The 25,912-nt window shown below is 63.5% G+C and carries 22 protein-coding genes; 14 read left to right on the top strand and 8 right to left on the bottom strand.

Features of this window, described 5'->3' with window-relative positions; all coding sequences use genetic code 11:
- Positions 1-2 precede the first annotated feature (2 nt).
- The 4 genes from nirB to Azoinq_RS04055 all read left to right on the top strand — a co-directional run bounded on the left by nirB (position 3) and on the right by Azoinq_RS04055 (position 6,538).
- On the top strand, positions 3-2,453 hold the full coding sequence (nirB, locus tag Azoinq_RS04070) for a nitrite reductase large subunit NirB (RefSeq protein ID WP_216125600.1): 2,451 nt from the start codon (positions 3-5) through the stop codon (positions 2,451-2,453).
- A 3-nt stretch (positions 2,454-2,456) separates the two neighbouring features.
- On the top strand, positions 2,457-2,801 hold the full coding sequence (gene nirD / locus Azoinq_RS04065; protein ID WP_216125603.1) for a nitrite reductase small subunit NirD: 345 nt from the start codon (positions 2,457-2,459) through the stop codon (positions 2,799-2,801).
- 114 nt (positions 2,802-2,915) lie between these two features.
- Entirely contained in the window at positions 2,916-5,645 is a 2,730-nt protein-coding gene (locus tag Azoinq_RS04060; protein WP_216125615.1) for a nitrate reductase, read from the top strand.
- 302 nt (positions 5,646-5,947) lie between these two features.
- A complete protein-coding gene (locus Azoinq_RS04055) occupies positions 5,948-6,538 on the top strand; it encodes an ANTAR domain-containing response regulator (protein WP_232368550.1) in 591 nt (196 codons plus the stop codon).
- A 191-nt stretch (positions 6,539-6,729) separates the two neighbouring features.
- Here the strand turns inward: Azoinq_RS04055 and Azoinq_RS04050 are convergent, their stop codons facing one another.
- Entirely contained in the window at positions 6,730-7,293 is a 564-nt protein-coding gene (locus tag Azoinq_RS04050; RefSeq protein WP_216125618.1) for a DUF1282 family protein, read from the bottom strand.
- A 525-nt stretch (positions 7,294-7,818) separates the two neighbouring features.
- On the opposite strand from Azoinq_RS04050, the gene Azoinq_RS04045 reads away from it, so the two are divergent.
- The 3 genes from Azoinq_RS04045 (at position 7,819) to Azoinq_RS04035 (ending at position 10,807) form a co-directional block, all read left to right on the top strand.
- Entirely contained in the window at positions 7,819-9,000 is a 1,182-nt protein-coding gene (locus tag Azoinq_RS04045; protein ID WP_216132228.1) for a CmpA/NrtA family ABC transporter substrate-binding protein, read from the top strand.
- A 66-nt stretch (positions 9,001-9,066) separates the two neighbouring features.
- Positions 9,067-10,005, top strand: a complete 939-nt coding sequence (gene ntrB / locus Azoinq_RS04040; RefSeq protein ID WP_232368549.1) for a nitrate ABC transporter permease — start codon at positions 9,067-9,069, stop codon at positions 10,003-10,005.
- A gap of 1 nt (position 10,006) precedes the next feature.
- Entirely contained in the window at positions 10,007-10,807 is an 801-nt protein-coding gene (locus Azoinq_RS04035; RefSeq protein WP_216125621.1) for an ABC transporter ATP-binding protein, read from the top strand.
- Positions 10,808-10,915: 108 nt separating this feature from the next.
- Here Azoinq_RS04035 and Azoinq_RS04030 read toward each other — a convergent pair whose 3' ends face one another.
- Both Azoinq_RS04030 and Azoinq_RS04025 read right to left on the bottom strand, forming a co-directional pair.
- The gene (locus Azoinq_RS04030) at positions 10,916-11,404 is read right to left on the bottom strand and encodes a disulfide bond formation protein B (RefSeq protein WP_216125624.1); all 489 of its coding nucleotides are present in this window, start codon (positions 11,402-11,404) and stop codon (positions 10,916-10,918) included.
- Positions 11,405-11,542: 138 nt separating this feature from the next.
- Positions 11,543-12,721 (bottom strand): DesA family fatty acid desaturase, encoded by a 1,179-nt coding sequence (locus Azoinq_RS04025; RefSeq protein WP_216125633.1) that lies wholly within the window; start codon positions 12,719-12,721, stop codon positions 11,543-11,545.
- A gap of 251 nt (positions 12,722-12,972) precedes the next feature.
- On the opposite strand from Azoinq_RS04025, the gene Azoinq_RS04020 reads away from it, so the two are divergent.
- The 4 genes from Azoinq_RS04020 to Azoinq_RS04005 all read left to right on the top strand — a co-directional run bounded on the left by Azoinq_RS04020 (position 12,973) and on the right by Azoinq_RS04005 (position 16,510).
- Entirely contained in the window at positions 12,973-13,683 is a 711-nt protein-coding gene (locus tag Azoinq_RS04020; protein WP_216125636.1) for a winged helix-turn-helix domain-containing protein, read from the top strand.
- A 76-nt stretch (positions 13,684-13,759) separates the two neighbouring features.
- Positions 13,760-15,142, top strand: a complete 1,383-nt coding sequence (locus tag Azoinq_RS04015; protein ID WP_216125639.1) for an ATP-binding protein — start codon at positions 13,760-13,762, stop codon at positions 15,140-15,142.
- Positions 15,143-15,281: 139 nt separating this feature from the next.
- On the top strand, positions 15,282-15,500 hold the full coding sequence (locus Azoinq_RS04010) for a hypothetical protein (RefSeq protein WP_216125642.1): 219 nt from the start codon (positions 15,282-15,284) through the stop codon (positions 15,498-15,500).
- An 803-nt stretch (positions 15,501-16,303) separates the two neighbouring features.
- On the top strand, positions 16,304-16,510 hold the full coding sequence (locus Azoinq_RS04005; protein ID WP_216125644.1) for a hypothetical protein: 207 nt from the start codon (positions 16,304-16,306) through the stop codon (positions 16,508-16,510).
- A 258-nt stretch (positions 16,511-16,768) separates the two neighbouring features.
- Here the strand turns inward: Azoinq_RS04005 and Azoinq_RS04000 are convergent, their stop codons facing one another.
- Entirely contained in the window at positions 16,769-17,782 is a 1,014-nt protein-coding gene (locus tag Azoinq_RS04000; protein ID WP_216125647.1) for a sulfate ABC transporter substrate-binding protein, read from the bottom strand.
- 272 nt (positions 17,783-18,054) lie between these two features.
- Between Azoinq_RS04000 and Azoinq_RS03995 the strand changes: the two genes are divergently transcribed.
- The gene (locus tag Azoinq_RS03995; protein WP_216125655.1) at positions 18,055-19,578 is read left to right on the top strand and encodes a histidine kinase N-terminal 7TM domain-containing diguanylate cyclase; all 1,524 of its coding nucleotides are present in this window, start codon (positions 18,055-18,057) and stop codon (positions 19,576-19,578) included.
- A gap of 77 nt (positions 19,579-19,655) precedes the next feature.
- Here the strand turns inward: Azoinq_RS03995 and Azoinq_RS03990 are convergent, their stop codons facing one another.
- Complete coding sequence (locus Azoinq_RS03990) at positions 19,656-21,056, bottom strand: 3'-5' exonuclease family protein (RefSeq protein ID WP_232368548.1); 1,401 nt, start codon at positions 21,054-21,056, stop codon at positions 19,656-19,658.
- Between the two features lie 242 nt (positions 21,057-21,298).
- Between Azoinq_RS03990 and Azoinq_RS03985 the strand changes: the two genes are divergently transcribed.
- Entirely contained in the window at positions 21,299-22,912 is a 1,614-nt protein-coding gene (locus Azoinq_RS03985) for a methyl-accepting chemotaxis protein (protein ID WP_216125660.1), read from the top strand.
- Between the two features lie 166 nt (positions 22,913-23,078).
- Positions 23,079-23,882, top strand: a complete 804-nt coding sequence (gene rsmA / locus Azoinq_RS03980; RefSeq protein ID WP_216125662.1) for a 16S rRNA (adenine(1518)-N(6)/adenine(1519)-N(6))-dimethyltransferase RsmA — start codon at positions 23,079-23,081, stop codon at positions 23,880-23,882.
- A 132-nt stretch (positions 23,883-24,014) separates the two neighbouring features.
- Here rsmA and Azoinq_RS03975 read toward each other — a convergent pair whose 3' ends face one another.
- The 3 genes from Azoinq_RS03975 to xth all read right to left on the bottom strand — a co-directional run bounded on the left by Azoinq_RS03975 (position 24,015) and on the right by xth (position 25,896).
- A complete protein-coding gene (locus tag Azoinq_RS03975; protein WP_216132233.1) occupies positions 24,015-24,206 on the bottom strand; it encodes a YgaP family membrane protein in 192 nt (63 codons plus the stop codon).
- Positions 24,207-24,448: 242 nt separating this feature from the next.
- Positions 24,449-25,120, bottom strand: a complete 672-nt coding sequence (locus tag Azoinq_RS03970; protein ID WP_216125663.1) for a Crp/Fnr family transcriptional regulator — start codon at positions 25,118-25,120, stop codon at positions 24,449-24,451.
- Complete coding sequence (gene xth / locus Azoinq_RS03965) at positions 25,117-25,896, bottom strand: exodeoxyribonuclease III (protein ID WP_216125665.1); 780 nt, start codon at positions 25,894-25,896, stop codon at positions 25,117-25,119. The genes Azoinq_RS03970 and xth overlap by 4 nt, the downstream gene beginning before the upstream one ends.
- Positions 25,897-25,912 lie beyond the last annotated feature (16 nt).

Raw genomic sequence — 25,912 nt, 5'->3', positions numbered from 1 at the left:
CGATGGCAAAACAGAAACTGGTAATGGTGGGAAACGGTATGGCCGGGGTGCGGACCCTGGAGGAGCTGCTCAAGCTGGCACCGGATATGTACGAGATTACGGTATTCGGCGCAGAGCCATACGGTAACTACAACCGCATCATGTTGTCCCCCGTATTGTCCGGGGAAATGACTTTCCCCGACATCATGCTCAACGACCTGGATTGGTATCAGGAAAACGGCATTACCCTGCATGCGGGCACCAAGGTCGTGGCTATCGACCGGATTCATAAAAAGGTGATCGGCGAAGACGGAACGGTTGCCCATTACGACCGTCTGCTGCTGGCCACGGGCTCCAGCCCCTTTATTCTCCCGGTTCCCGGGAAGGAGCTGCCCGGGGTGATCGGCTATCGGGATATTGCGGATACCCAGGCCATGATCGAGGCGGCCCGGGATTACCGTCATGGGGTGGTGATCGGTGGCGGGCTGCTGGGCTTGGAAGCTGCCAACGGGCTAGCGATTCGGGGTATGGACGTTACCGTGGTCCATCTGTCCGAATGGATCATGGAGCGTCAGATGGACCGCACGGCGGCCAGGATGCTCCAGGGGGCTTTGGAAAAGAAGGGCTTGAAGTTCGCTCTGGAAAAGCAGACGGCGGCCCTGCTGCCCTCCGAAGCGGGGCGAGTCGGCGCCATTGAATTCAAGGATGGGGAAATTTTGCCCGCCGATCTGGTGGTCATGGCGGCGGGTATCCGTCCCAATATCGACTTGGCCAAGGCCGCCGGTCTGTACTGCAACCGGGGGGTGGTGGTCAGCGATACCCTGCAAACCTACGATCCCTCCATCTACGCCGTCGGGGAATGCGCGGAACACCGGGGCATCGCCTATGGCCTGGTGGCGCCCCTCTTCGACCAAGCCAAGGTGTGCGCCAATCACCTGGCCCAGATGGGGATTGGCCGCTACCAGGGGTCCGTGACCTCCACCAAGCTCAAGGTCACCGGGATCGATGTCTTCTCTGCCGGCAATTTCTCCGGCGGGGAAGGAATGGAAGACGTGGTTTTCCATGATCCGGGCGCCGGGATATACAAGCGGGTGGTCATTCAGGGCAAGCATCTGGTCGGTGCCGTGATGTACGGGGATACGGCGGACGGTTCCTGGTATTTCCAATTGCTGAAAGACAAGCAGGATGTGTCCGAGATTCGGGACCATCTGCTGTTCGGCCAGTCCCACCTGGGGGATACGGGGCACAAGGGCGAGAACCTGGCGGCCTCCCTGCCGGACGACGCCCAGGTGTGTGGCTGCAACGGGGTGTGCAAGGGCACCATCGTCAAGGCCATCAAGGAAAAAGGCTTGTTCACCCTGGAAGAGGTGCGTAAGCACACCAAGGCCTCCAGTTCCTGCGGTTCCTGTACCGGCTTGGTGGAGCAGATTCTGGCTTCCACCGTTGGCGGGGCTTACCAAACCACGGACAGCAAGGATAAGCCGGTATGCGGCTGCACCGAGCTTTCCCACGGGGAAGTGCGTCAGGCCATTCGGGAGCGGCATCTGCTCTCGGCCCGGGGGGCCATGGCTGCCCTGGACTGGAAAAATCCGGATGGCTGCCCCACCTGCCGCCCGGCCCTGAATTATTACTGCCTATCCACCTGGCCCCAGGAGGCTGCCGACGATCCCCAGAGCCGGTTCATTAACGAACGGGCCCACGCCAACATCCAGAAAGACGGCACCTTTTCCGTGGTGCCCCGGATGTGGGGCGGGCTGACTACCCCGGCGGAACTGCGGGCCATTGCGGATGCGGCAGAAAAATACCAGGTGCCCACGGTCAAGCTGACCGGGGGCCAGCGGATCGACCTGCTGGGGGTCAAAAAGGAAGACCTGCCCCATATGTGGGCGGATCTGGCCCAGGCCGGGCTGGTTTCCGGCCATGCCTACGGTAAAAGCCTGCGCACCGTGAAGACCTGTGTGGGGGCGGAACACTGCCGCTTCGGCACCCAGCGTTCCATGGACCTGGGGGTCAAGTTGGAAAAAATGCTGTTCGGCATGTGGAGCCCCCACAAGGTGAAACTGGCCGTCTCCGGTTGTCCCCGGAACTGCGCCGAATCCGGCATCAAGGATGTGGGGGTGATCGGTGTGGATGGGGGCTACGAGCTGTATGTGGCTGGCAACGGGGGCATCAAGACCGAAGTGGCCCAGTTCTTCTGCAAGGTGCAGTCGGACGAGGAGGTGATGGAATATTCCGGCGCTTTCCTCCAGCTCTACCGGGAGGAGGCCTTCTACCTGGAGCGCACCGTGCATTACGTGGCCCGGGTGGGGCTGGATAGCATCAAGGCCCAGGTGGTGGATAACCCGGAACGGCGCCGGGAGCTTTACGCCCGACTGAAGGATGCCCTGGCGCGGGCGGAGGACCCCTGGGCCGAACGGACCAAGCCCGAGGGCGATGGGGCGCTACAGCGGGAATTTCAAATTCTGGAGGCTTAAATCATGAATATCACGACTCAAAATCAGCCACCGGCCGGTGAAGGCTGGCACTCGGCCTGTTCCCTGGCGGAAATCCCCGTCCTGGGCTCCCGGGTGATGCGCCTGGGTAGCCTGGACGTGGCCCTGTTCCGTACCCGGGACGATCGCATTTTCGCGGTGCACGACAAGTGCCCTCACAAGGGGGGCCCCCTGTCCCAGGGCATGGTGCATGGCGACGTTGTCACCTGCCCCCTGCATAGCTGGAAGATTCAACTGGCGAGCGGTCAGGCGGTGGCCCCCGATGTGGGGTGTACGCCCCCCTATCCGGTCTCCCTGGTGGCGGATCAGGTGTGGGTTCAACTGCCGTGAGGGTGGCGGCAATGACTTTCCCTGGGCGGTCTCTCGGTTCCCCTGTCCCAGGGCAAGGCATTTCCTCCTGACCTTGGGTATTTTTCTTTCACTCCAACAAAGGTCTTTCGCTCCATGAATGCTCCCCAGCCGTTACAGGAAACCCGGGCGACCTGCCCCTATTGCGGGGTGGGCTGCGGGGTATGGATTCAGCACGACGGGCAGCAGATCCTGGGGGTGCGGGGGGATCCGGACCATCCGGCCAATTGGGGGCGCTTGTGCACTAAAGGGGCGTCTCTTCACTTGAGTACCCGGCCCGAAACCCGCCTGCTCTACCCGGAATTACGGCGTTCCCGGGATTTGCCCCGGGCGCGGGTCAGCTGGTCTGAGGCGTTGGAAACGGCTGCCCGCCGATTCGCCGAACTGATCCAGCGGGAGGGTCCGGAATCCGTGGGCTTCTATCTGTCGGGCCAGTTGCTCACGGAGGACTACTACGTCTTCAACAAGCTGGTGAAGGGATTTATCGGCAGCAACAATGTGGATACCAATTCCCGCCTATGCATGTCCAGCGCCGTCGCCGCCTACAAGCAGACCCTGGGGGTGGATGCCCCACCCTGCTCCTACGAGGACATGGAACAGGCGGATTGTCTGCTGATTGTGGGCAGCAACATGGCCTATGCCCATCCCATCGCCTTTCGGCGCATTGAGGCGGCCAAGAGCGAACGCCCGGACATGCGCCTGATTGTGGTGGACCCTCGCCGTACCGATACGGCGGCCATGGCGGACCTGCATCTGGCCATTCGGCCGGGTACCGATATCTGGCTGTTCAATGCCATGCTCCATGTGCTGATCTGGGAAGGCTTGGTGGATCGGACCTATCTGGAGGCCCATACGGAAGGCTTTGCGGCGCTGCAGGCCCATGTGCAAGACATGGGGCCGGCGGTGGCGGCCCGGATCTGCGGGGTGCCAGAGGCGGACATCGTGCAGGCGGCCCGCTGGTGGGGCGCCTCCCCCCGGGCCCTGTCCCTCTGGTGTCAGGGCCTAAACCAGTCGGTTCATGGCACCCACAACGGGGCGGCCCTGATTGCCCTGTCCCTGGCCACCGGCCGTCTGGGAACGCCGGGCAATGGCCCCTTTTCCCTCACCGGCCAGCCCAATGCCATGGGGGGCCGGGAAGTGGGGGGCATGGCTAATCTGTTGTCGGCCCATCGGGATATGAAAAATCCCCAGGATCTGGCGGAAATCGCCCATTTCTGGGGGGTGCCCTCCGTCCCCAGCAAGCCCGGGCCCTCCGCCGTGGCCCTGTTCGAGGCAGTGCGCCGGGGCGAGATCAAGGCCCTCTGGGTGGCCTGTACCAATCCGGCCCATTCCATGCCCGACCAGGCCTTGATCCGGGAAGCCCTGGAGCGCTGCGAATTCCTGGTGGTTCAGGAAGCCTACGGAAATACGGAGACCGCCGCCTATGGGGACCTGTTGTTGCCGGCGGCCACCTGGGGGGAAAAGGAAGGCACGGTCACCAATTCGGAGCGCCGCATTACCCATGTGAATCCGGCGGTCCCGCCCCTGGGCGAAGCCCGGGCGGATTGGCGCATCGGTGTGGACTTTGCCCAGGCCCTGGGGCGCGCCTTGGGCCGGGAGGCGGAGGCCCAACGCCTCTTTCCCTACGCCGGACCGGAGGCGGTGTTTCTGGAACATGCCGCCAGTACCCAGGGGCGGGATCTGGATATTTCCGGGCTGACCTACGGCCTTCTGGAGGACCTGGGGCCCCAGCAGTGGCCCTTTCCCCGGGGCGCCCGGGCCGGGCAGGCCCGGCTCTATGGGAGTGGCCGCTTTCCCACCCCCTCGGGGCGCGCCCGTTTCCTGGTGCCCACCCTGGAGGTGGCGGCGGAGGAACCGGATCGGGATTACCCCCTGCGGGTCATCACCGGGCGTCTGCGGGATCAGTGGCACGGGATGAGCCGCACGGGCAAAGTGGCCCGCCTCTATAGCCATGTGGATGAGCCCAGGATCGAACTTCATCCTGAGGACATGGCCCGCTTTCGGATTCAGGAGGGGGATCTGGTGCGGGTTTCCAGTCGCCGGGGGAGTGTGGTGCTGCGCGCCCAGTCGGCGGACAGCTTGCAGCCGGGACACGCCTTCGTGGCCATGCACTGGGGGCGCAATGTGCTCAATTCCAGTGGCGCCAACGAACTGACCCTGAATCAGGTGGATCCCTTTTCCATGCAGCCGGAGTTGAAGCAGGCTGCGGTTCGGGTAGAAACGGTGTCCTTGCCCTATCAGGCCCTGTTTATGCGGACTTTCCCCGAAGCCAAGGAAGCCGTGGGGCGCACTTTGGAAATTGGGGCGGCCTGTGCCCGCTGGTTGCCCCATTTTGCCTATGGCGCCGTGTTTCTTGCCGGACGGGAGCATCCTGCGGTGGTGCTGCGGCTGGCCCATGATCGCCCGCTGCCCGAGGCTTGGCTGGAGGCTCTGAATCGGTTGATGGACCTGGATCAGCCGGACTGCCTGTCCTATCGGGATAGCTGCCGGGGCATTGCCAAACGGGCCCTGATGGCGGGGGAGGTGCTGATGGGCCTGAGCCTGATCGGGGAAACGGCGGCGGAACCCTGGTTGCGGGATTTGATCGTGGCGCGACAGCCCGTCGCCCAGTTCCGCGCCTGGCTGCTGGCGCCCCTGGCCCAGCCTCCCGCCGGGGCCTGCGGTCGGGGCAAGACCATCTGCAACTGCCTGAATGTTTCCGAGTCAGAAATCCGCGCCGCCATTGCCCGGGGGGCTGACGTGGAGGGGCTAAAAGACCAGCTCAAGTGCGGTACCAGCTGCGGTTCCTGTGTTCCGGAACTGAAGCGTATGGTGGCGGGCGGGTGAAACTGTGCCCAGGAGATGGCTGCCGGTGGCGTATTGTTCAGATCGGGCTGGAGTGGGCGTCCGGGCGGGCGCTCCTTGCTGTTTTGCTGGAATGTGTTTTGCATGGCTACCGCCTGTCATCGGTGGTGATGGGGGTAGCCCGGGGCCCAGGGTTTCTGCTGCAAAAAAGGGCCAAAATTTGCGGGGATTCCCTTTAACGGTCGTGGAATTTTTCCATTATGGTGCGTAGCAAACGTCCAACCTCCTCTGCTTGCGATGGGCCCCTCCCGGGAAAGGGCGGGGCGGCGGGCCCGACTCAGTCTGTGGGGCCTGATGCCATGCTGCGGGTGCTGGTGATCGATGAGTCCCAAAGCCGGGCGGCGGATATTTGCGCCGGTCTGGTGCTGGCCGGTCATCAGGTGGCAGCCGTCCTGGCTTCGGCCCTGGATTTATCCCAGCGGGTGGAAGAACTAAAGCCGGACGTGATCCTGATTGAGACCGAAAGTCCCAGCCGGGACACCCTGGAACACCTTTCCGCCATGAACCGGGATATGCCCCGGCCGGTGATTATTTTCGCCAATGACGACGACGGGGATGTGATCCGCAAGGCGGTCAAAGCCGGTGTTGCTTCCTATGTGGTGGATGGCCTGGACCCGTCCCGAATCAAGCCTATTGTGGAGGTGGCCCGGGTCCGCTTCGAGGAAACCCAGGCCCTGCGCCGGGAGCTGGAACAGGCCACGCAAAAGCTTTCTGACCGGAAGATCATCGATCAGGCCAAGGGCCTTTTGATGAAAACCCGTCAGCTGGATGAGGATCAGGCCTATCACACCCTCCGCCGTCTTGCCATGGACCGGGGGCAGAGCCTCTCCAAGGTGGCTCAGGATATGGTGGCTATGGCCAAGCTCTTGCTCTGATGTAAGAGCAGGAGGATGGCCCCCAGGGGGAGAACTCTAGCGGTAGAGGGGAGCGGACCCGATATTTCGGGGTGCCAAGGGCCGGGGTCGGCTGGAGGCCTCCCGGGCGCAAAATTGCCCGAGGCTGGTGGCAAAGTGGGAAGGGGACCCTGGACAGCGTCCCTTCTTTTGGGCGGGGCGCGAGGCGGGGACTAAGCCAGCAACAGGGAGGCCAGGGTCAGGGTCCCCCCTAGGGTGCCGCCTAGGCAGGTGAGGCCCGCCAGGAGAAACTTGGCCACCTCATCCCCCTCGCCACAGAGCCGATCTACCCCGGAAAAGCACAGTTGGATGCTGGAGAGCAGAGCGAAGCCAATGAACACTTCGCTGTAAAAAAGACTGGGAATGAGCAGGGCGAAGCTGGAAAGCCACAGGGGAATGGGGGTGATGGCAATTAAGACCATGGCTTCCCGTAATCCCAAGGAAAAATGAAAGCGCCGCCCAATGGTGCGGCACAGCAGGGCCACCAGGGGTAGGAGCAGCAACTGAGTCAGCCCAAATCGGAGGGCCAGGGCGTTCCATTCCCAAGCCGGGTGGAGTTCCTGGAGGGAGGACATATGGGTGCCCAGATAGGCCACCATGTAAGCCGAAAAAGTGGCCCCCGGTAACATAATCAGCAGCCAGGCCCAGAGGGGATGGGGCAGGCGGCGCCCGGTTCTTCCCGCAGACGGCGGCGGGGGGAGGGGCAGGGTGGAGGGGGCGGTGAAGGGCAGATTCATAGGGAGAAAGGCCTAGCTTGCGGCGCCCCTGGGGCGCAGTTCCGGGAAGGCTTTATCCTAAAGAGGGCGTGTTACGGGAATTTGAAGGGGAGGCGCCTGGCCGATTCCCTGGCCTTGTGCGTGATTGCCGCCAATCTGCACCGAGCTTGTGCGATAGACAACGGCTAGAAAGAGGATCTCAGGATAAAGCTTGCTTGCATTGTGTTGTGTAATGTTTTGATTTATAAGTAGATGATTGGATAATTTGGCCCCTGGCATACGGTTTGCTTAATGCTGCTCATCAATTGAACCAACGGCGGTTCAATCCGATGTCGGTCTGATTTGGCGATCAGTGACCGGAGTTGATGGACAAAGGCGTCCATCTCCACGCTGCGACTTTTGTTGCAGCGCTGGGGGTGTGACGCCTTCTTTTTTTTTTGGTGGCTAGGAGCTGAAATGGACAAGAAACAGGAGCGCCAAGATGAGGTGCAATTGTCTCGCCGGGAGTTCGTCAAATCCGCCGGCTTATTTGGTGCGGGGGCGGCCATGATGGGCTTGGGTGTCGGATCAGCCTCCTCCGCCTGGGCGGCAGGCTCGGATGGGCCGGAAAAAACGGAAGTCCGGGTGGGGTTTATCCCCCTGACGGACTGTGCCTCGGTGGTGATGGCCGCGGTCAAAGGCTTCGATAAAAAGTACGGCATCAAGATCATTCCGTCCAAGGAGGCATCTTGGGCCGGGGTGCGGGACAAGCTGGTCAATGGGGAACTGGATGCGGCCCACGTGTTGTATGGCCTAGTCTATGGGGTGCAGCTGGGGATCGGCGGCCCGAAAAAGGACATGTCCGTTCTCATGACCTTGGATAACAACGGCCAGGGGATCAGCCTTTCCAACCAGCTGCACCAGAAGGGGGTGACGGACGGGGCCTCCCTGCGCAAGCTGATTTCCACGGAAAAGCGGGAATATGTGTTTGCCCAGACCTTTCCCACCGGTACCCACGCCATGTGGCTGTATTACTGGCTGGCGACCTACGGCATTAATCCGATCCATGACGTGAAAACCATTACGGTGCCGCCCCCTCAAATGGTGGCCAATATGCGGATCGGCAATATGGATGGATTCTGTGTAGGGGAACCCTGGAATCAGCGGGCCATCGTGGATAAGGTGGGTTTTTCCGTGGCGACCAGCCAGGACGTCTGGCCCGATCATCCGGAAAAGGTCCTGGGGACTACCTCGGACTTTGTGACCAAGTATCCCAAGACCGCCCTGGCCCTGACCTGTGCGGTCCTGGAAGCTTCCCGCTGGATTGACGCCAACCTGGCCAATCGCCGGGAAACGGCGGAAGTCATTGCCGGCAAAGCCTACGTGAATACGCCGGCCGATGTGATTCTGGGGCGCATGATGGGGCGCTATGAAAACGGCCTGGGCAAGACCTGGGATGACAAGCACCACATGAAGTTCTTTAACGACGGTCAGGTCAATTTCCCCTACCTGTCCGATGGCATGTGGTTCCTCACCCAGCACAAGCGCTGGGGCCTGTTGCGCCAGGACCCGGATTATCTGGGGGTGGCCAGGAAAATTAACCAGATCGCCCTCTATAAGCAGGCTGCCGCCCGGGTCGGGGTGCCCCTGCCCAAGAGCGATATGCGCACATCCAGGCTTATTGATGGGGTGGTGTGGGACGGTAAAGATCCCAAGAAATACGCGGCCTCCTTTAAGGTCCGCGCCTAATCACGCCTCGGGCCGCCGGGACGGAAGCCGGTGGCCGCCGATTCTGACTGAATGGGAGACTATTCCATGACCACCCTGACTCTCCTCCAGGAAGCCCCCCACCCGGAGGCTTCCTCCCCAGACCAGACCGTAGCCATGGCAGCGGCCAGCCCGGAATCCCCGGCGGCCGTGGCGCCGGTAAAGAGCAAACCTGCCCAGGGCAGCCACCGCCCCCCTCGCCAGGGGGAAAGCCGGTTGCGGGCTTTTATCAAAATCCTGTTGCCCCCCCTTTTGGGCCTGGCTGTCTTTGTGGGACTGTGGGCCCTGGTATCCATGACCAGCCCCCAGCTGCCTGGGCCCGTGAAAACCTGGCATTCCGCCGTGGAGGTGTTTGCGGATCCGTTTTATCGCAATGGTCCGAATGATCTGGGGATTGGCTGGAATATCCTCAATTCCCTGGGGCGGGTGGGGATTGGTTTTGGTCTGGCGGCCCTGGTGGGGATTCCCGCCGGCTTCCTACTGGGGCGCTTTGAGTTTCTCCACCGCATGAGCGCCCCGGTGATCAGTCTGCTGCGCCCGGTATCGCCCCTGGCCTGGCTGCCCATCGGCCTGCTGGTGTTCAAATCCGCCAATCCGGCGGCCATCTGGGTGATTTTCATCTCCTCCATCTGGCCCATGATCATCAACACCGCCGTGGGGGTCCAACGCATCCCCCGGGATTACCTGAACGTGGCCCGGGTGCTCAATCTGTCCGAATGGAAGGTGTTCACCAAGATTCTCTTCCCCTCCGTGCTGCCCTACATGCTGACCGGGGTGCGTCTGGCCATCGGGGTGGCCTGGCTGGTGATCGTGGCGGCGGAAATGCTGACCGGCGGCGTTGGGTTGGGGTTCTGGGTGTGGGACGAGTGGAACAACCTGAACGTGGAACACATCATCATCGCCATTTTCGTGGTGGGGGTGGTTGGCCTGCTCTTGGAACAGCTGCTGGTGCTGGTGGCGAATCGCTTCAGCTACGGGGAGAACTGACATGGAAAAGTTTGTACAGATCCAACGGGCCGGTATGGGCTTCCACACCAAAAAAGGTCCCTTTGTGGCGCTTCAGGAGGTCAACCTGGATATTCGCAAAGGGGAATTCATTGCCCTGATCGGCCACTCCGGCTGCGGCAAATCCACCCTGCTCAACCTGATCGCCGGTCTGACCCGGCCCACGGAAGGGGGACTGATCTGTGATGGTCGGGAAATTGCCGGCCCAGGCCCGGAGCGGGCGGTGGTCTTCCAGAACCACTCCCTGTTGCCCTGGCTGACCTGCTTTGACAACGTTTATCTGGGGGTGGAGCGGGTTTTCGGGGGCAAGGAAGGTAAGGCCAAACTGAAGCAGCGCACCCAGGAGGCCCTGGCCCTGGTAGGGCTGACCCATGCGGAGCAGAAATATCCCCAGGAAATTTCCGGGGGCATGAAGCAACGGGTGGGGATTGCCCGGGCCCTGGCCATGGAACCCAAGGTGTTGCTCATGGATGAGCCCTTTGGTGCCCTGGATGCCCTGACCCGGGCCAAACTGCAGGATGAGCTGATGAAAATCTGCGAGGCCACCCATGCCACGGTGGTCATGGTGACTCACGATGTGGATGAAGCCGTGCTGCTGGCCGACCGAATTGTGATGATGACCAATGGTCCAGCGGCAACGATTGGGGAAATCCTGGAAGTGAAGTTGCCCCGTCCCCGGAACCGGCTGACCCTGGCTAATGATCCTGCCTATGTGGCCTACCGGACGGCCGTCCTGTCTTTCCTTTACGAAAAACAGGCCCAGCCCCAAACCCTGGCAGCTTGATCGTTGGGGCGGGGCGGGTGTTCCCTTGGCCAGGCCGCGCAGGCCTTCGCTCGGCGTCCCATAAAAAAAGCCACGCAAACGCGTGGCTTTTTGCTGTGCCCGGAGGGCCTACCGGCGCCCTTTACCGATGACCCACAGCCAGCCCACTATGGCCCCGAAGCAGATCAGGGACCAGTTGGCCATGGATAGGTCGAACAGGGTCCAGTCCCGGGAGGAGCAGAAGCCCGTGGCCAGGAACAGGCTGGGGAAGCGGGTGCCCAGCCAATCCACCAGGCGTTCGATGAGATTGGGGTTGGTGTAGGAGCATTCCAGGGCCGGGTCATTCACCCACTGGAGCCAGGTCTGGTAGCCCGCCGTGGCCAGGCCTCCCAGGGCAGTGAGCCCGGTGAGTACCAGGGCCAGCCGATGGGCTCGGGGCAGCACCAGGCCCAGGAGCGCCCAGAGGGCGATGACCAGGTAGAGCAGGCGCTGAAAAATACACAGGGGGCAGGGCTGAAGGTTGTCCAGGTCCTGGATGACCATGCCCGTACCAACCAGGCCCAGACAGCCGACGGCGAGCAGGGCGAAGGCCGGGCGGCCGCGCAGTTTTTGCCACATGGGTTTCTCCTTCTTGTTCGGGGGCAGGGCCGGCGCTAATGGCCAGAAGCGACCTGAAATGCAAAAGCCGCCTTGGGGCGGCCTGGGGGAGCATGGGCCGGACCCCTGCCTTGGGGTCCGGGCATTCTAAACCGGTCTTTAGCTCACCGCGTAGCGGCGCAGCCGGAAAGATAGTTCGGCCAGCTGGCGGATGCCGCTGGCTTCCGCCCGGCGGCACCAGTCCTGCAACTGGGCCAGGAGCTGTTCCCGGCTGGCGGAACTCCGTTCCCAGACCTGGATTAGCTCCTGGCGCATGGCGTAAAGGGTGCGAAGCTGGGGGTGATCCTGGAGCAGGGCCTCCACCCGGGCCTGCCATTCCCCGGGCAGTTGCCGGGGATCTTTCAGCAGCCAGGGCTGGAGTTCCTTGCGCCGCCGCCATTCCGGGCGGGCCAGATGGCCCCGCCAACGGCGCAGTTCCTGGCCATAGCTGCGCCGCAGACTGCGGGCGTAGCGGGCCAGCAGGTCATAGCGGTGGGTGAGCAGGGCCTGGAGGGTGGCCATGTCCACCTGGGGCCGCAGGGCCGCCAGCTTGAGCCGGGGCGCCACCTTCTTTACCCGGGCCAGGCCCAGGATTTCCATGGCCCGGATATAGGCCCAGCCGATGTCGAATTCGTACCACTTGTTGGAAAGCTTGGCCGAATTGGCAAAGGCGTGGTGATTGTTGTGCAGCTCCTCTCCCCCCACCAGGATGCCCCAGGGGATGAGATTGGTGCTGGCATCGGTGCAATTGAAATTGCGATAGCCCCAGTAATGGCCCAGACCGTTAATGACCCCGGCGGCCCAGAAGGGAATCCACACCATCTGGATGGCCCACAGGGTCAGGCCCAGGGGGCCGAAGCAGAGCACGTCCAGGGCCAGGGTGAGGAGGATGCCCCCCAGGGGATGGGCGGCATAGACGTGACGTTCCAGCCAGTCATCCGGGGTGCCCTGGCCGTAGCGGGCCAGGGTTTCCGGGTTGCTGGCCTCGGCCCGGTACAACTCCGCTCCTTCCGTGAGCACCTTCCTCAGGCCCCGGGTCTGGGGGCTGTGGGGATCTTCCGGTGTGTCGCATTTGGCATGGTGCTTGCGGTGAATGGCCACCCATTCCTTGGTCACCATGCCCGTGGTGAGCCACAGCCAGAGCCGGAAAAAGTGGGCGGGCAGGGCCCCCAGTTCCAGAGAGCGGTGGGCCTGGTGGCGATGGAGAAAAATGGTGACGGCGGCGATGGTGACGTGGGTCAAAGCCAGGGCTACCAGGAGGAAGCCCCACCAGGGGAGGTGGATCAGGCCCGTGTACATGGGAGTGGGAGTCCTTGGGTCGAGGGTGGGAGGGCAAAGGGGCATCCGCCGGCAGTGGCTAAGCGGGCGCTGGAAAGGGGGGTCTGCCCAGATTTTCCGCCCCTTTGGGCAAGCCCCCGTTGAGACTGCCCGGGGGCGAAACAGTTCCCCGCCGGGAGCCAGGCGGAATGGCCTCCTGTCGGGCGGCAACTCGGGGTAAACTCGGGCTTTTCCGCCCTCGGGCCCAACCAACCAAGGCATAGTGGCGCACCATGGCATCTCCCCGCATCCTGCTGGTCGAAGACGACGAACGTCTGGCGGAATTGACCGCCGAATATCTGCGTAAAAACGATTTTGAAGTGGCCATCGAACCCCGGGGGGATACGGCCTGTACCCGTATCCCCGCCGAAATTCCGGACCTGGTGGTGTTGGACGTGATGCTGCCGGGCAAGGACGGCTTCGAGGTCTGCCGCAGCGTGCGCCCCACCTACGCCGGGGTGATCCTCATGCTTACCGCCCGGGACGAGGACATGGACCAGATTCTGGGCCTGGAACTGGGGGCGGACGATTTCATCTCCAAGCCGGTTCAGCCCCGGGTGCTGCTGGCCCGGATTCGGGCCCTGCTGCGCCGGGCCCCGGCGGTCGGGGAAGGGGCGGAAGGGAGCCATGGGGACGAGCTGAGCTTCGGCCGTTTCCACATCAACCAAGCCACCCGCTCCGCCACCCTGGGGGAGGAGCCCATCGACCTCACCACCGCCGAATTCGACCTGCTCTGGCTCCTGGCCTGCAATGCGGGCACGGTGCTGTCCCGGGACGATCTGTTGCAACGCCTGCGGGGCATCGGCTTCGACGGCCTGGACCGCTCCATCGATGCCCGTATTTCCCGGTTGCGCAAAAAGCTGGGGGATGATCCGGACAATCCTTCCCGGATCAAGACCGTGCGGGGTAAGGGCTACCTGTTCAGCCGCCATGACTGGAACTGAGCCCCAGGCTTCCGGGCCCGTTGCGCCGGAAGCGGCCCATTTTCACCAGGACCGCCAAGGGCCGGAGGAGAACGCCATGGGCATTCCCCTGACGCCGCCGGAAGAGGAAAAGGGGAGCGACCGCCAGGCCCGGGGCCGCTACAGCCTGTCCCGGCTATTCTTCAATTTTTACCTGCTGGCCATGGGCTCCTTCGTCGGCGTGGCGATGATCGCCGACTTTGCCATTTCCACTGCCCTGCAAGGCATCACCGACGATTATTCCCGCCGTTTCATGCGGGGCACCATTGTGCTGGTGGAGCAGGAACTGAAGCGCCATCCCAGGAGCCAGTGGCACAAGGAAATCCTGGTACTGGACAATAAATTCGCCTATCCCCTGGCCCTGGTGACGCCGGAGGAGGTGAAGCTGTCTGCCAAGCAGCAGGCCAAGCTGACCGTGGGGGACATCGGCATCGACAGCCAGTCGGACGTGATGTACCACCCCATCCAGGGCACCGGCCTGGTGCTCAAGGTGGGCCCCTTAAGTCCGGACATGAATCCGGAGTATCAGCGCACCATTCCCCTGGAATTGCGCATCCGCCTCCTGACCTGGAGCGGTATCGGCCTCATCTGCGCCGTGTTGGTGTGGATGTGGATTCGGCCCATCTGGCGGGATTTGGAATCCCTGCGCCAGACCGCCCGCTCCCTGGGGGACGGCTGCCTGGACGTGCGCGCCCCCCCGGCCCGCAGCACCATGTTCGGCCTCTTGTCCGAAACCCTGAACCGCATGGCAGACCGCATCCAGACCCTGATCGCCAGCCAGCGGGAACTGTCCAGTGCCATTTCCCACGAATTGCGCACCCCCATTGCCCGTCTCCGCTTCGCCCTGGAAATGCTCTCCGGCACCGACGAACGGTCCGAACGGGAACGGCTCTGGCGGGGCATGGAGGGGGATCTGGAAGAACTGGACAACCTGATCGATTCCAGCCTGACCCATGCCCGCTTTGTCCGGGAAGGGGCGGCTTTGAACCCGGTGCCAACGGATCTGGCCCATTGGCTGGAGGGCCAGGTGGAAGAACTGCGGGTGCTGGCGCCGACCCTGGCCGTTACCCTGGATCTGGGGGCCCTGGCTGGCGCACCTGCCGTGGCCCTGGACAAGAAATCCCTGCCCTACGCGGTGCGTAACCTGATGCGCAACGCCTTTAAATATGCCAAGAGCCGGGTGCAGGTCAGCGCCGAGCTGAAGGGGGACCAGGCCCTGATCCATGTGGACGATGACGGCATCGGTGTGGCGGAAGAGGACCGGGAGCGCATCTTCGATGCCTTTACCCGCTTGGACCGCTCCCGGGACCGGGCTAGCGGCGGTTACGGCCTGGGCCTAGCCATTGTCCGGCAGGTCATGGAAGCCCATGGCGGGCGCGCCCTGGCGGAAACATCCCCCCTGGGGGGCGCCCGCTTCACCCTGATCTGGCCCCGGGCTTGAGGGGGGGAGGTGAGGACGGCCCCGGGCCGGGGCGGGGACCGTTACAGTCGGTCACAAATGCTCACGCAAGCCGCCAAGACGGCCCCCGGGTCCATGCTTAAAATCCACGCCATGCTTCCCCTTCCTCCTGCCCCGCGTCATGGTTGAGCGCAATATGCTGCGGCCCTGGCGCCAACGCTGCCTGCGCTGGCGCCGTTGTCTGCCGGTGGCGGAAACCTTCGGCGTCCTGGTGGGCGTTCTGGGCTTCGACCTGATCATGGACGGTCGCCCCCATATCCTCAAAGCGGTGCTCTCCGCTGCTGTCTTCGGCCTGGTGCTGTTTCTCTGGCGCTGCCGCTGCCTCGGCCACCGCCGCTAAAAGGCCGCCGAGGGGCGTCTCCCAGCTCCCGCTAAGCCCCTTCTCTGCTTACCTTTCCTGTCCCGTTACATTGCGGCCTCCGGGGCCAAGGTTGGCGGCTGTCCTTGGTTCGGGCCGTTGGGAAAACGGGGCGAGGGCGACGGCCTCCTGGGAGAAGGAGCCTTGCCGCCCAGGGCCCTCGGCGGCAAGGCATTCCGCTTTTCGCGGCTTTCCTCCCGGTGTGACGCTGTGATTACAAACCGTCAAGAAAGCTTACCCCGGGTTACAGAACCCCCCACCAATCGCCACAGACGCCACGGGGCCGGGTCCTTAGAATGCAAAGCGTTGAAAGCGTACATTGACTCCCCCAAAGTCCCATCCCCCTCCCCCCTGGATGGGCCTTCTCTCCGCCCGCACCTCCTCCCGGTGCGGGTTTTTTTTGCCTTGCTTTGCGTTGCTTGGCACCCGGTTACGAAGTGTCACAGCCCATCATGGAGCGTTACCCGCCGGGACAGAGCAACGACAGACGGCGCCAGGGGAATTTTCTACACTGCACTGGCGTTGAAAGTGCATTGACTCCCCCAAGTCCCATCCCCCTCCCCCCTGGATGGGCCTTCTCTCAACCCGCACCACTCCCCCCGGTGCGGGTTTTTTTTTTATTCCCTTACGTTTTTGTCACGTCCTGTCACAGGCCATCAAAAAACGTTACCCCGTGGGACAGAGGGCCGACAGACGGGGCGCTCCGGCTTTTTTAGAATGGCCCCATGAATGATTTACCAGCCCGGTTCCAGGATGTGACGGAACCTCTCTTCGGGAGACAGGAAATGATGGATCGCACCATGCTCGCCAACGCTCGCACCATGTTGCTGGTGACCGCCAGCGTCTTCTGTGTCGGCACCGCGGTCGGTAACGGTGTCAATGTTTCCGCCTCCGCCCGCAGTCTGCGGGAGCCGGTTTCCGCCTCGGTTCAGGCCGAAAGCCCGGACGTGGATCGGGAAGGGAAGGGCGGCTCCACCGCCCAGCTGCGCTGAATGCCCCGTCTCCTGATCAGGCCCTGGGGGCCGGTCAGGAGGCGAAGTTGCAAAAAATAACCCCAACCCCAACCCCAACCCCAACCCCAACCCCAACCCCAACCCCAACCCCAACCCCAACCCCAACCCCAACCCCAACCCCAACCCCAACCCCAACCCCAACCCCAACCCCAACCCCAACCCCAACCCCGCTGTTCCCCTGGGGAAAAATAGAAAAAGGGCGCCAAAAGGCGCCCTTTTTCATGGAACAAATCCGGCTTAGTGGTGCAGATGGGCTTGGATCTGGTCGTAGATGGCTCCGTCGGCGAAGTGTTCCTTGGTGACCTTACGCCAGCCGCCGAACACGGCGTCAATGGTAAAGAGATTGACCTTGGCGAACTGCTTGGCCGTCTGGGCGGCAATTTTCGGGTCCCGGGGGCGGTAGTAATGCTTGGCCGCCAGGGCTTGACCTTCCGGGGAGTAGAGATATTCCAGATAGGCCTGGGCCAGCTTCCGGGTGCCGTGCTTATCCGCGTACTTGTCCACCACGGCTACGGGAGGCTCGGCCAGGATGGAGAGGGACGGGGTCACGATGTCGAATTTATCCGGCCCCAGTTCCTTGACGGCCAGGTAGGCTTCGTTTTCCCAGGCGATCAGCACATCCCCCTGGCCCCGCTCCACAAAGGTGGTGGTGGCGCCCCGGGCGCCGGAATCCAGCACCAGCACGTTTTTATAGAGCTTGGTAACGAAGTCCTGGGCCTTGGCGGCGTTGCCCCCCGGCTGCTTCAGGGCATAACCCCAGGCGGCCAGGTAATTCCAGCGGGCGCCGCCGGAGGTCTTGGGATTGGGGGTGATAATGCCCACCCCGGGTTTCACCAGATCATTCCAGTCCCGGATGTGCTTGGGATTGCCTTTGCGCACCAGAAAAACGATGGTGGAGGTGTAAGGCGTGGCATTGTGGGGCAGGCGCTTCTGCCAGTCCGGCGCCACCAGGCCCTTGTCCGCCAGGGGATCGATGTCTCCCCCCAGGCCCAGGGTTACCACGTCCGCTTCCAGACCGTCCTGGACCGCCAGGGACTGTTTCCCCGAGCCCCCGTGGGAGGCCTTGATGGTGACGCTTTCCCCGGTTTTGGCCTTCCAGTATTTGGCAAAGACCTTGTCGTAATCCTGATACAGTTCCCGGGTCGGGTCGTAGGAGACATTGAGCAGGGTGGTGCCGGCCCAGGCCGGGGCGGCGAGGCTCAGGGCCAGGGTGGCGGCCAGGCCGGAGAGCAGATGACGGGCGTCTTTCATTGAAAATCTCCATGAATTTTTAGGTGACAGGGGGATTCTAGGAAAATGACGTTATATAAAAAAATAATTATTAGTTTTCCGCTTATTCTTTGATGTTATAAATAGTCCCTTCCTGGGCGGGGGGGAGGAGAATTTCCCCCGCCCAGGCAATTTTCCCTGTCCTATCCCCTAAGGATTTGGAATAATCCTGACAAAAAGCCCGATGGCTTGCGGGATGCCCTTCTCCGGGGGATTCGCCAGGCTCGGCCCATTGCTCTCCGCCCCCACCTCCCATGCCCGATTCCCGCCTCCTTTACATGCTCCCCAACGTGGCCGCCGCCTGCGCCATGGTGGTGGTGGCTGCCCTGGCCTGGCACCGGCGCCAGCAGCGGGGCGCCCCGGCCCTGGTAGGGGTAGCCCTGGGGGCGGGCTGGTGGGCCCTGATGGAAGGCCTGTCCTTCGGTGGTTTCAGCCCCGCCGTCATTCTGCTGCTGTGGAAGTCCGAATACCTGGGGATTTGCGCCGCTCCTTTAGCCATCACCCTGTTCGCCATCATCTATTCGGGACGGGGCTACTGGCTCCGGCCCCCGGTGGTGGCCGCCATGGCCCTGGTGCCCCTGGTCACCCTGGTGGGGGCCTGGACCAACGAATACCACCATCTGATCTGGGAGCGGTTGTGGGTGGATTACTCCACCCCCTTTCCCACCCTGGCCAATGTACACGGGCCCCTCTACATTTTCTTCATCGCCTACAGCTATAGCATCATGGCCCTGGGGATCGTACTCATGGCCCTGGAGATGCGCTCCCTGCAAGGCTCCCAGCGGCATCAAATGTCCCTGGCCCTGATGTCCGTCCTGCTGCCCATGGGGGCCAGCGCCCTCTTTGTGGTGGGGCTGAGTCCGGTGCGCAACATGGACCCCACCCCCACGGTGTTCAATATCGGTGCCGCCCTGCTGGCCTGGGCCTGCCTGCGGGAACATCTGCTGGATCTCCTGCCCGTGGCCCGCCACGAAATTTTCCGCAGCCTGGAAGACCCCATTTTCGTCCTCGACCAGGAAGGGCGCATCGTCTCCGCCAATCCGGCGGCCGGGCATCTGTGCGCGGCGGAGCCGGATGCCCTGGTGGGGCTGCCCCTGGCTGCCCGTATTCCCGCCTCCCGGCCCGTGGTGCCCATGGGCCCGGCCAGCACTACGGAAATCCTGCTCCCCGAAGGGGGCCATTGGGAGGTGCGGGGTTCCCCCCTGGAAGACGGGGCAGGGCGGCCCTTTGGCCGGGTGCTGGTGTGGCGGGAAATTACCGCCCGCAAACGCATGGAAGCCCAACTGGCCCAGCTGGCCTACACGGACGCCCTTACCGGGGTGCCCAATCGGCGGGCCTGGGAACAGATTCTCAGCCAGGAAATTATCAAGGCCCGGACCTACGACCACCGTCTGAGCATCCTCATGGTGGATGCGGACCATTTCAAAGCGGTCAATGACGAATACGGTCACGGGGTGGGGGACCGGGTTCTGATCGCCCTGGTGGCGGCCATGCGCCGGGGGTTGCGTATGGGGGATTTGCTGGCCCGCCTGGGGGGAGAAGAATTTGCGTTGATGCTGCCCGAGACCGATGCCGCCACGGCCCACCAGATCGGCCAGCGCCTGCTGGACGAGGTGCGCCGTCTGCGCCTGCCCGGTCTGGAACGGCTGCGGTGCACCGTGAGCCTGGGGGTGGCCAGCCTGAGTCCGGAAGACCGAGATGGGGATGCCCTGTTGCAGCGGGCCGACCAGGCCCTTTACCGGGCCAAGCAGGCCGGTCGAGATCAGGTACTTTCCTAGCTTAGACGTTTGGGAGGGAGGCGCCCCGGGGCGCCGTTTCCCTCCTTGCGGAGGGGTTTCCCCCGCCCGAAGAGGGCCTAGGCTTTAGCCCGGGTCAGGGGCTGGACTTCCACCTTGTCCTGGGCCAGGGCTTTACTCAGTAGGCGATAGCTGTCCTGGTCGAAGGCCGGACGGGGAGCCTCCAGCAATTCCCACACCCCCGCCTCATTGCGGGCCGTGCCCAGGTAGCACCAGCGATCCACCACATGCCAGTCCTCCGTGGAATTGAAGTCGTCCTTTTCCTTGAGGGCGATGGGGCCCCCATAGGGCCAGTCCCGCACCTTGAGCTTGGCCAGGGCGGCCATGAGCCTGGCGCTGTGGTGCCCCAGGGGCTCCTTGCCGACGCAGGCGCCGTAGCAGCCCTGTTGCTGGAAGGCGAAGCAGCCCTTGCCGGGCCGGGGCTTTTCCAGGCCCAGGAGCACATGGCAAAGCTGGTGGGCGTCGGCGATTTTTTTCAGGCTGTTGCGGGCTTCCTTGGGGGTGTTAAAGAGGCCGAAAAGGTCGTCCCGCCCGGCAAAATCCAGATCGGCGGCCATTACCAGCTCGGGGCGCCAGTCCCCCCGCTCCCGCTCTACCAGGCGCCAGGCGCAGAGTTCCGGCGCCCGTTTGGGCAGGGTGTTGAGTTGGGGGCGTAATTCCCGTTTGAGGCGACTCTCCAGCAGCTGGGCCCCCAGTTCCCCGGCGCTTTCCTGCCATGCCACCCGGCGCACCCGGCGATTCAGTTCCGGATCTCCCTTGCCCCCGGGGGCAAAGTGGAAAAACACCCGTTGCCGCAGATTGGTGCCCCGGCCCACATAGAGGGGCACTTCCCCGGCCCCTTCCGCCGGGTCGCCATAAAACACATAGGCCCCGGGCAGTTCGGGCAGATTGTCCAGGCTTTCCCCATCCAGCTGGGGGGGCAGCACGGGGCGTTGGGTGAGCTGATCCACCGCTTCCTGGACCGCTTCCGGGCTGAAGGGACCGTGGAGTTTCTGCCAGAACTGCCAGATCAGCCGGGCGTCGGAGAGGGCCCGGTGGCGGCTCGGATCATAAAGACCCCAGCGCTCGATGAGGGCGTCCAGGCTGTGGCGGAAATGTTCCGGGGTGAGCTTGCGGGACAGCTTGACGGTGCAGAGCACCGTGGCCTGGAAGCGGATGCCCAGGCGTTGGAATTCGTTTTTGAGGAAACCGTAGTCAAAGCGGGCGTTATGGGCCACGAAGAGGCGCCCTTTGAGCCGCTCCAGCACCTCCGGAGCCAGATCGGCAAAAGCCGGGGCTTGGGCCACCATGGCGTCGTCGATATGGGTCAGTTCCTGGATGAAGGGGGGAATGGGCTGGCCCGGATTGACTAGACTGCTCCATTCCTCCACCCCCGCCGCCGATACGGAGACGATGCCGATTTCCGTAATCCGGTCCCGTACCGGATTGGCCCCGGTGGTTTCCAGGTCGACGAAAACCATGGGTTCGGCGGGAACGGGCAGCTCTGAGGGTAAGGGGGACATGGCAGGGCAAGGCGGAGGGAAAAACAGGGGGGCAAGGATAGCGCTTTCCCTCTCCGCCCGGTTAAAAAAACCGGGGTGGACATCGGCGCTGGATAACTGGCTGATTTTTCTTCCAGAATAGGGAGCGGGGGCCGGAGGCTTATGCCAAAATAATGAGGCTGCATCGATGGGGGCGTCCCCTGTTTCCCTTTCCCGGAGGAATGATGAAGCTCGCTACCCGTCTGAGTCTGATTGTGGGCGGTACCGCCCTGGGTATTCTGGTGCTGGTTACCCTGGCCCTGCACACCCTTCACGATTCCATGCTGGCAGATCGGCAAAGCCAGATCCTGTCCGTGGTGCGTTACGGCGGCAAGCTGGTGGAATCCTTCGTGGCCCAGGAAAAGGCCGGCACCCTGACCCGGGAAGAAGCCCAGCGGCGGGCCATCCAGGCCCTGGGCAGCCTGCGAGTGGAAGGGGATTATGTTTTCGCCCGGCGCACGGACGGCTATGTGCTGGTCCATCCCGATGTCCGCAAACAGGGCAAGATCGATTCAGGAGGCAAGCTGCCGGACGGCCGTACCGTGATGCAGGCCTACCTGTCCGCCCTGGAAAACCGGACCGAGGCGGTGGTGGATATTTACGCCAAGCGTCCGGGTCAGGACGACTTCATTCCCAAGATCAACGGGCTGGAGCGGATTCCGGATTGGGACTGGCTGGTGGGTTACGGCATGTTCGTGGATGACATTGACGCCGCCTACCGGACCTATGCTCTGCGCTTTGGCCTCATCGGCCTGGTGGTTTTCCTCGGGGTGATGGGGGGTACGGTGCTCATGGCCCGCAGTCTCTTCCGGGGCCTGGGCGGGGAGCCGGAATACGCCATGGGGGTGGCCCGGGCCATTGCGGAGGGGGATTTGACCCTGCAACTGGGACAGGTCAAGCACTCCCACAGCCTGCTGGCCTCCATCGCCCAGATGCAGGACGCCCTGCGGAACATCATCATGCGCATCCAGTCCAGCACGGCCCAGGTGGGCCAGGCGGCCACCGGGCTCAGCGACCAGATGGCCCAGATCAACCAGGCCTCCCAGCAGTCTTCCGACGCCATTGCCTCCTCGGCGGCGGCCATTGAGCAAATGGCGGTGAGCGTGGATCACATTTCCCAGAGCGCCAAAGACACGGAAAGCAACGCCAGCCGGGCCACCGGCCTGGCCCGGGCCGGGGAGACCCAGGTGCAGCAGGCCGGGGAGCAAATCCGCCGGGTGGCCACCCAGGTGACGGAGGCCTCCGGTCAGATCGGCGGCCTGGAAGACCGGTCCCGGGAAATCGGTGGCATTGCCATGGTGATCAAGGAAATTGCCGACCAGACCAATCTCCTGGCCTTGAATGCGGCCATTGAAGCGGCTCGGGCCGGTGAACACGGGCGGGGGTTTGCGGTGGTGGCCGACGAGGTGCGCAAGCTGTCGGAACGCACCGGGCGGGCCACGGACGAAATCACTGGAATGATCGAGGCCATTCACCGGGATACGGCCGGGGTGGTGGCCAGCATGGAGGCGGTGGGGCCCCTGGTGGCGTCCGGGGTGGAGATGGTGGAAAAGGCCGGGGCCGCCCTGCAGCAAATCAGCCAGGCCTCGGATGTGGCCCTGGCCAATATCAGCGACGTGGCCTCCGCCACCACGGAACAAAGCCAAGCCAGCGCCGCCGTGGCCCGCAATGTGGAGCAAATCTCCGGCATGATCGAAGAGTCGGTGAATTCGGTGGCCCAGGCCAACCTGAATGTCCAGGCCCTGGAAGCCCAGGCCCAGGAACTGCGGGAATCGGTGTCCCGCTTCAAGGTATAGGGCCGCCCCCGGGGCCAGGCGCCGGGCGGAAGTGAAGAAAAGGGGCGGCGGAGCGGGCTTCTCCCGCCTGCAAACCGGGGGACGCCAACCGGGGCGGCGTCATTCCGGGTGCGGCTTTGGGCAAAAACGCTCAAAATAGCGCTCCTTTCCTTTTACCCGGCCCGCCATGAAAGCCCACGTCGCCCGTAAACGTTTCGGTCAGAATTTCCTTCAGGACGCCCAGGTCATCGGGGACATTGTCCGGGCCGTGGATCCCCATCCGGGGGAACGGGTGGTGGAAATCGGGCCCGGGCTGGGGGCGCTCACCGAGCCCCTGCTGGCCCGGCTGGACCATCTCCATGTGGTGGAAATCGACAGGGATCTGATCGCCCGGCTGAAACAGCGCTATCCGAAGGACCGGCTTACCATCCACGAAGGGGATGCCCTAGCCTTCGACTTCGGCGCCCTGGGGCCCGAACTCAAGGTGGTGGGCAATCTGCCCTACAACATCTCTACCCCCCTGCTGTTTCACCTGGCCACCTTTGCGGAACAGGTACGGGACATGCACTTCATGCTCCAGAAGGAAGTGGTGGCCCGCATGGTGGCGGCCCCGGGGGACAGCGATTACAGCCGCCTGTCGGTCATGCTCCAGTACCGCTTCTACCTGGACTGGCTCCTGGACGTGCCGCCGGAAAGCTTCACGCCGGCCCCCAAGGTCCATTCCGCCGTGGTACGCCTGATTCCCCGGCCCCTGGCCGAGCTTCAGGCCCGGGACCCGGCCCTGCTGGGCCAGGTAGTGAGCGCCGCCTTTTCCCAGCGGCGCAAGATGCTGCGCAATACCCTGAAGGAACTGGGGGGCGAAGCCCTGCTGGAAAGCCTGGGTATTGCCCCCACGGCCCGGGCGGAAGACGTGCCGGTGGCGGATTACGTGCGTCTGGCCAATCATCTGGCGGACCACCCGGTGGCGCCCGCGGCGGACGGGGCGGCCTGAGCCGGGCTGGGGTCCGGCGCTGCCGGTGTTACCTGGCGCCCGACCCTTGTCGCTGAATAAAAAAAAGCGCGCCGGAGCGCGCTTCCTAGTCGGAAAAAACTGATCGACGGGGCTTGCAGGGGGCGTGCAGCCTCAGTCTTTTTTCATGGGACAGGTTTTGATGCCCAGCAGGGTGTAGGCCGGGCACCAGCCCAAGAGGCCCGTGGCCAGGGGCACGACGCCGATCCAGGCCCAAATCGGGCCACCCATCACGGCCCAGGCTACCAGGGCCAGACCCACCACGATACGCAGAATCTTGTCGATACCACCCACATTGGCTTTCATCACACCTTCTCCTTTGGAAGAATTAACGGCGCCAGCATAACGGGGCGGCCCGGGGGGTGTCTGTAACCTAGGTTACAGATCCCGGTCCGGGGTTCAGAGCTGCTTTCCCCCCGGTGAGTTTAAGGTAAAACATGCGGATGGGATGGTCAGGAGTGGGGGGGGATGGGGCAATCGGGGCAAGGGGCTTTCCGGGCTGGCCGGGAAAAGGGGCGGAGCGCCTGATCTGGCGCCCCTGGGCGGCGTTAGCGCACCGCGCCGGCCAAGGCTTTAAGCCCTTCCCGATCCTTGATGGCGATCTGTTCCCGGCCCAGGGCCACCAGGCCTTGGGCGGCAAAGCCCTTGAGCAGCCGGCTGACAATTTCCCTGACGCTCCCCAGTTCCTCCGCCAATTGCTGGTGGGTAGCGATCAGGGTGTCTGCCCCCTTGGCTAGCAGCAGCCGGGCCAGACGCTGGTCCAGGCGCTGGAAGGCCACCTCTTCCACCAGTTCCATGAGTTCCGCCAGCCGGGCGGAAAAGAGATGGAAAACGAAATCCCGGAAGGGGGCGTATTCCGCCACCAGCCGGTCAAAGAGGGGGGCGGGCAGGAGCAGCAGGGTGAGGGGGGCTTCCGCCACCCCCCGAGCCGTGTAGGGGGCGTGGCCCAGCAGGCAGCTGGAGGTGATGATGCAGGATTCCCCCGGTTCCACCCGGTAGAGGAGCATTTCCCGGCCGCTGGGGGCGGTCTTCACCACCTTGATGGTGCCTTCCAGGAGCAGGGGAAAGCCCTGGCAGGGCTGGCGCTCAGCAAAAATCTGGGCCCCGGCGGGGAGGTGGAGCAGGGCTTCCGGACGCAGGGCCTGATCCAGCAGGGCGGCGGGCAGAGCCGCCAGGGAAGGGTAAAGGGCCTGAACCTGGGCCCGATCCGGGGCGCTCATTCGGTGATCTCCGCCAGCACCGGGGCGTGGTCCGAGGGCCGTTCCCGCTTGCGGGGTGCCTTATCCACCAGGGAGGCGGTGCAATGGGCGGCCAGGGGGGCGGAAAGCAGGATGTGGTCGATGCGCAGGCCCTGGTTTTTCTGGAAACCCAACATGCGGTAATCCCACCAGGAAAAGGTTTTTTCCGGCTGGTCGAAGAGGCGGAAACTGTCCGCTAGCCCCAGGCCCAGCAGGCGCTGGAAGGCCGCCCGTTCTGGCTCGGAGCAGAGAATTTTGCCGGCCCAGGCCGCCGGGTTATGCACGTCCCGGTCGTCCGGGGCGATATTGAAGTCCCCCGCCAGGGCCAGCCGGGGATGGGCCGCCAGTTCCTCTTTCAGCCAGGTTTCCAGAGCGGCGAGCCAGGCCAGCTTGTAGGCGTATTTGTCGCTGCCCACCTCCTGGCCGTTGGGGAAATAGGCGCAGACCATGCGCAGAGGCCCACTCGGGGCGGCCACGGTGGCCGCCACCAGCCGCTTCTGGGGATCGTCGTAATGGGGATTGCCCCGCACCACGTCGCTCAAGGGATGGCGGGAGAGGAGGGCGACCCCGTTGTAGGTTTTCTGGCCAGCGAAAGCCACCTGATACCCGGCGGCTTCCAGGTCGGCCTGGGGAAAATTGTGGTCTTCCAGCTTGGTTTCCTGGAGGCAGACCACGTCCGGTTGCTGGTCCGCCAGCCAATCCAGTAGATGGGGCAGGCGGACCTTGAGGGAATTCACGTTCCAGGCGGCAAGTTTCATGGAGAAGGGCTTCAAT

The sequence above is a fragment of the Azospira inquinata genome (assembly GCF_018905915.1).
GTDB classification, from domain to species: Bacteria; Pseudomonadota; Gammaproteobacteria; order Burkholderiales; family Rhodocyclaceae; genus Azospira; species Azospira inquinata.
Note: the sequence above shows the minus strand (reverse complement) of the source record. Positions and strands in the feature narration are given on the sequence as shown.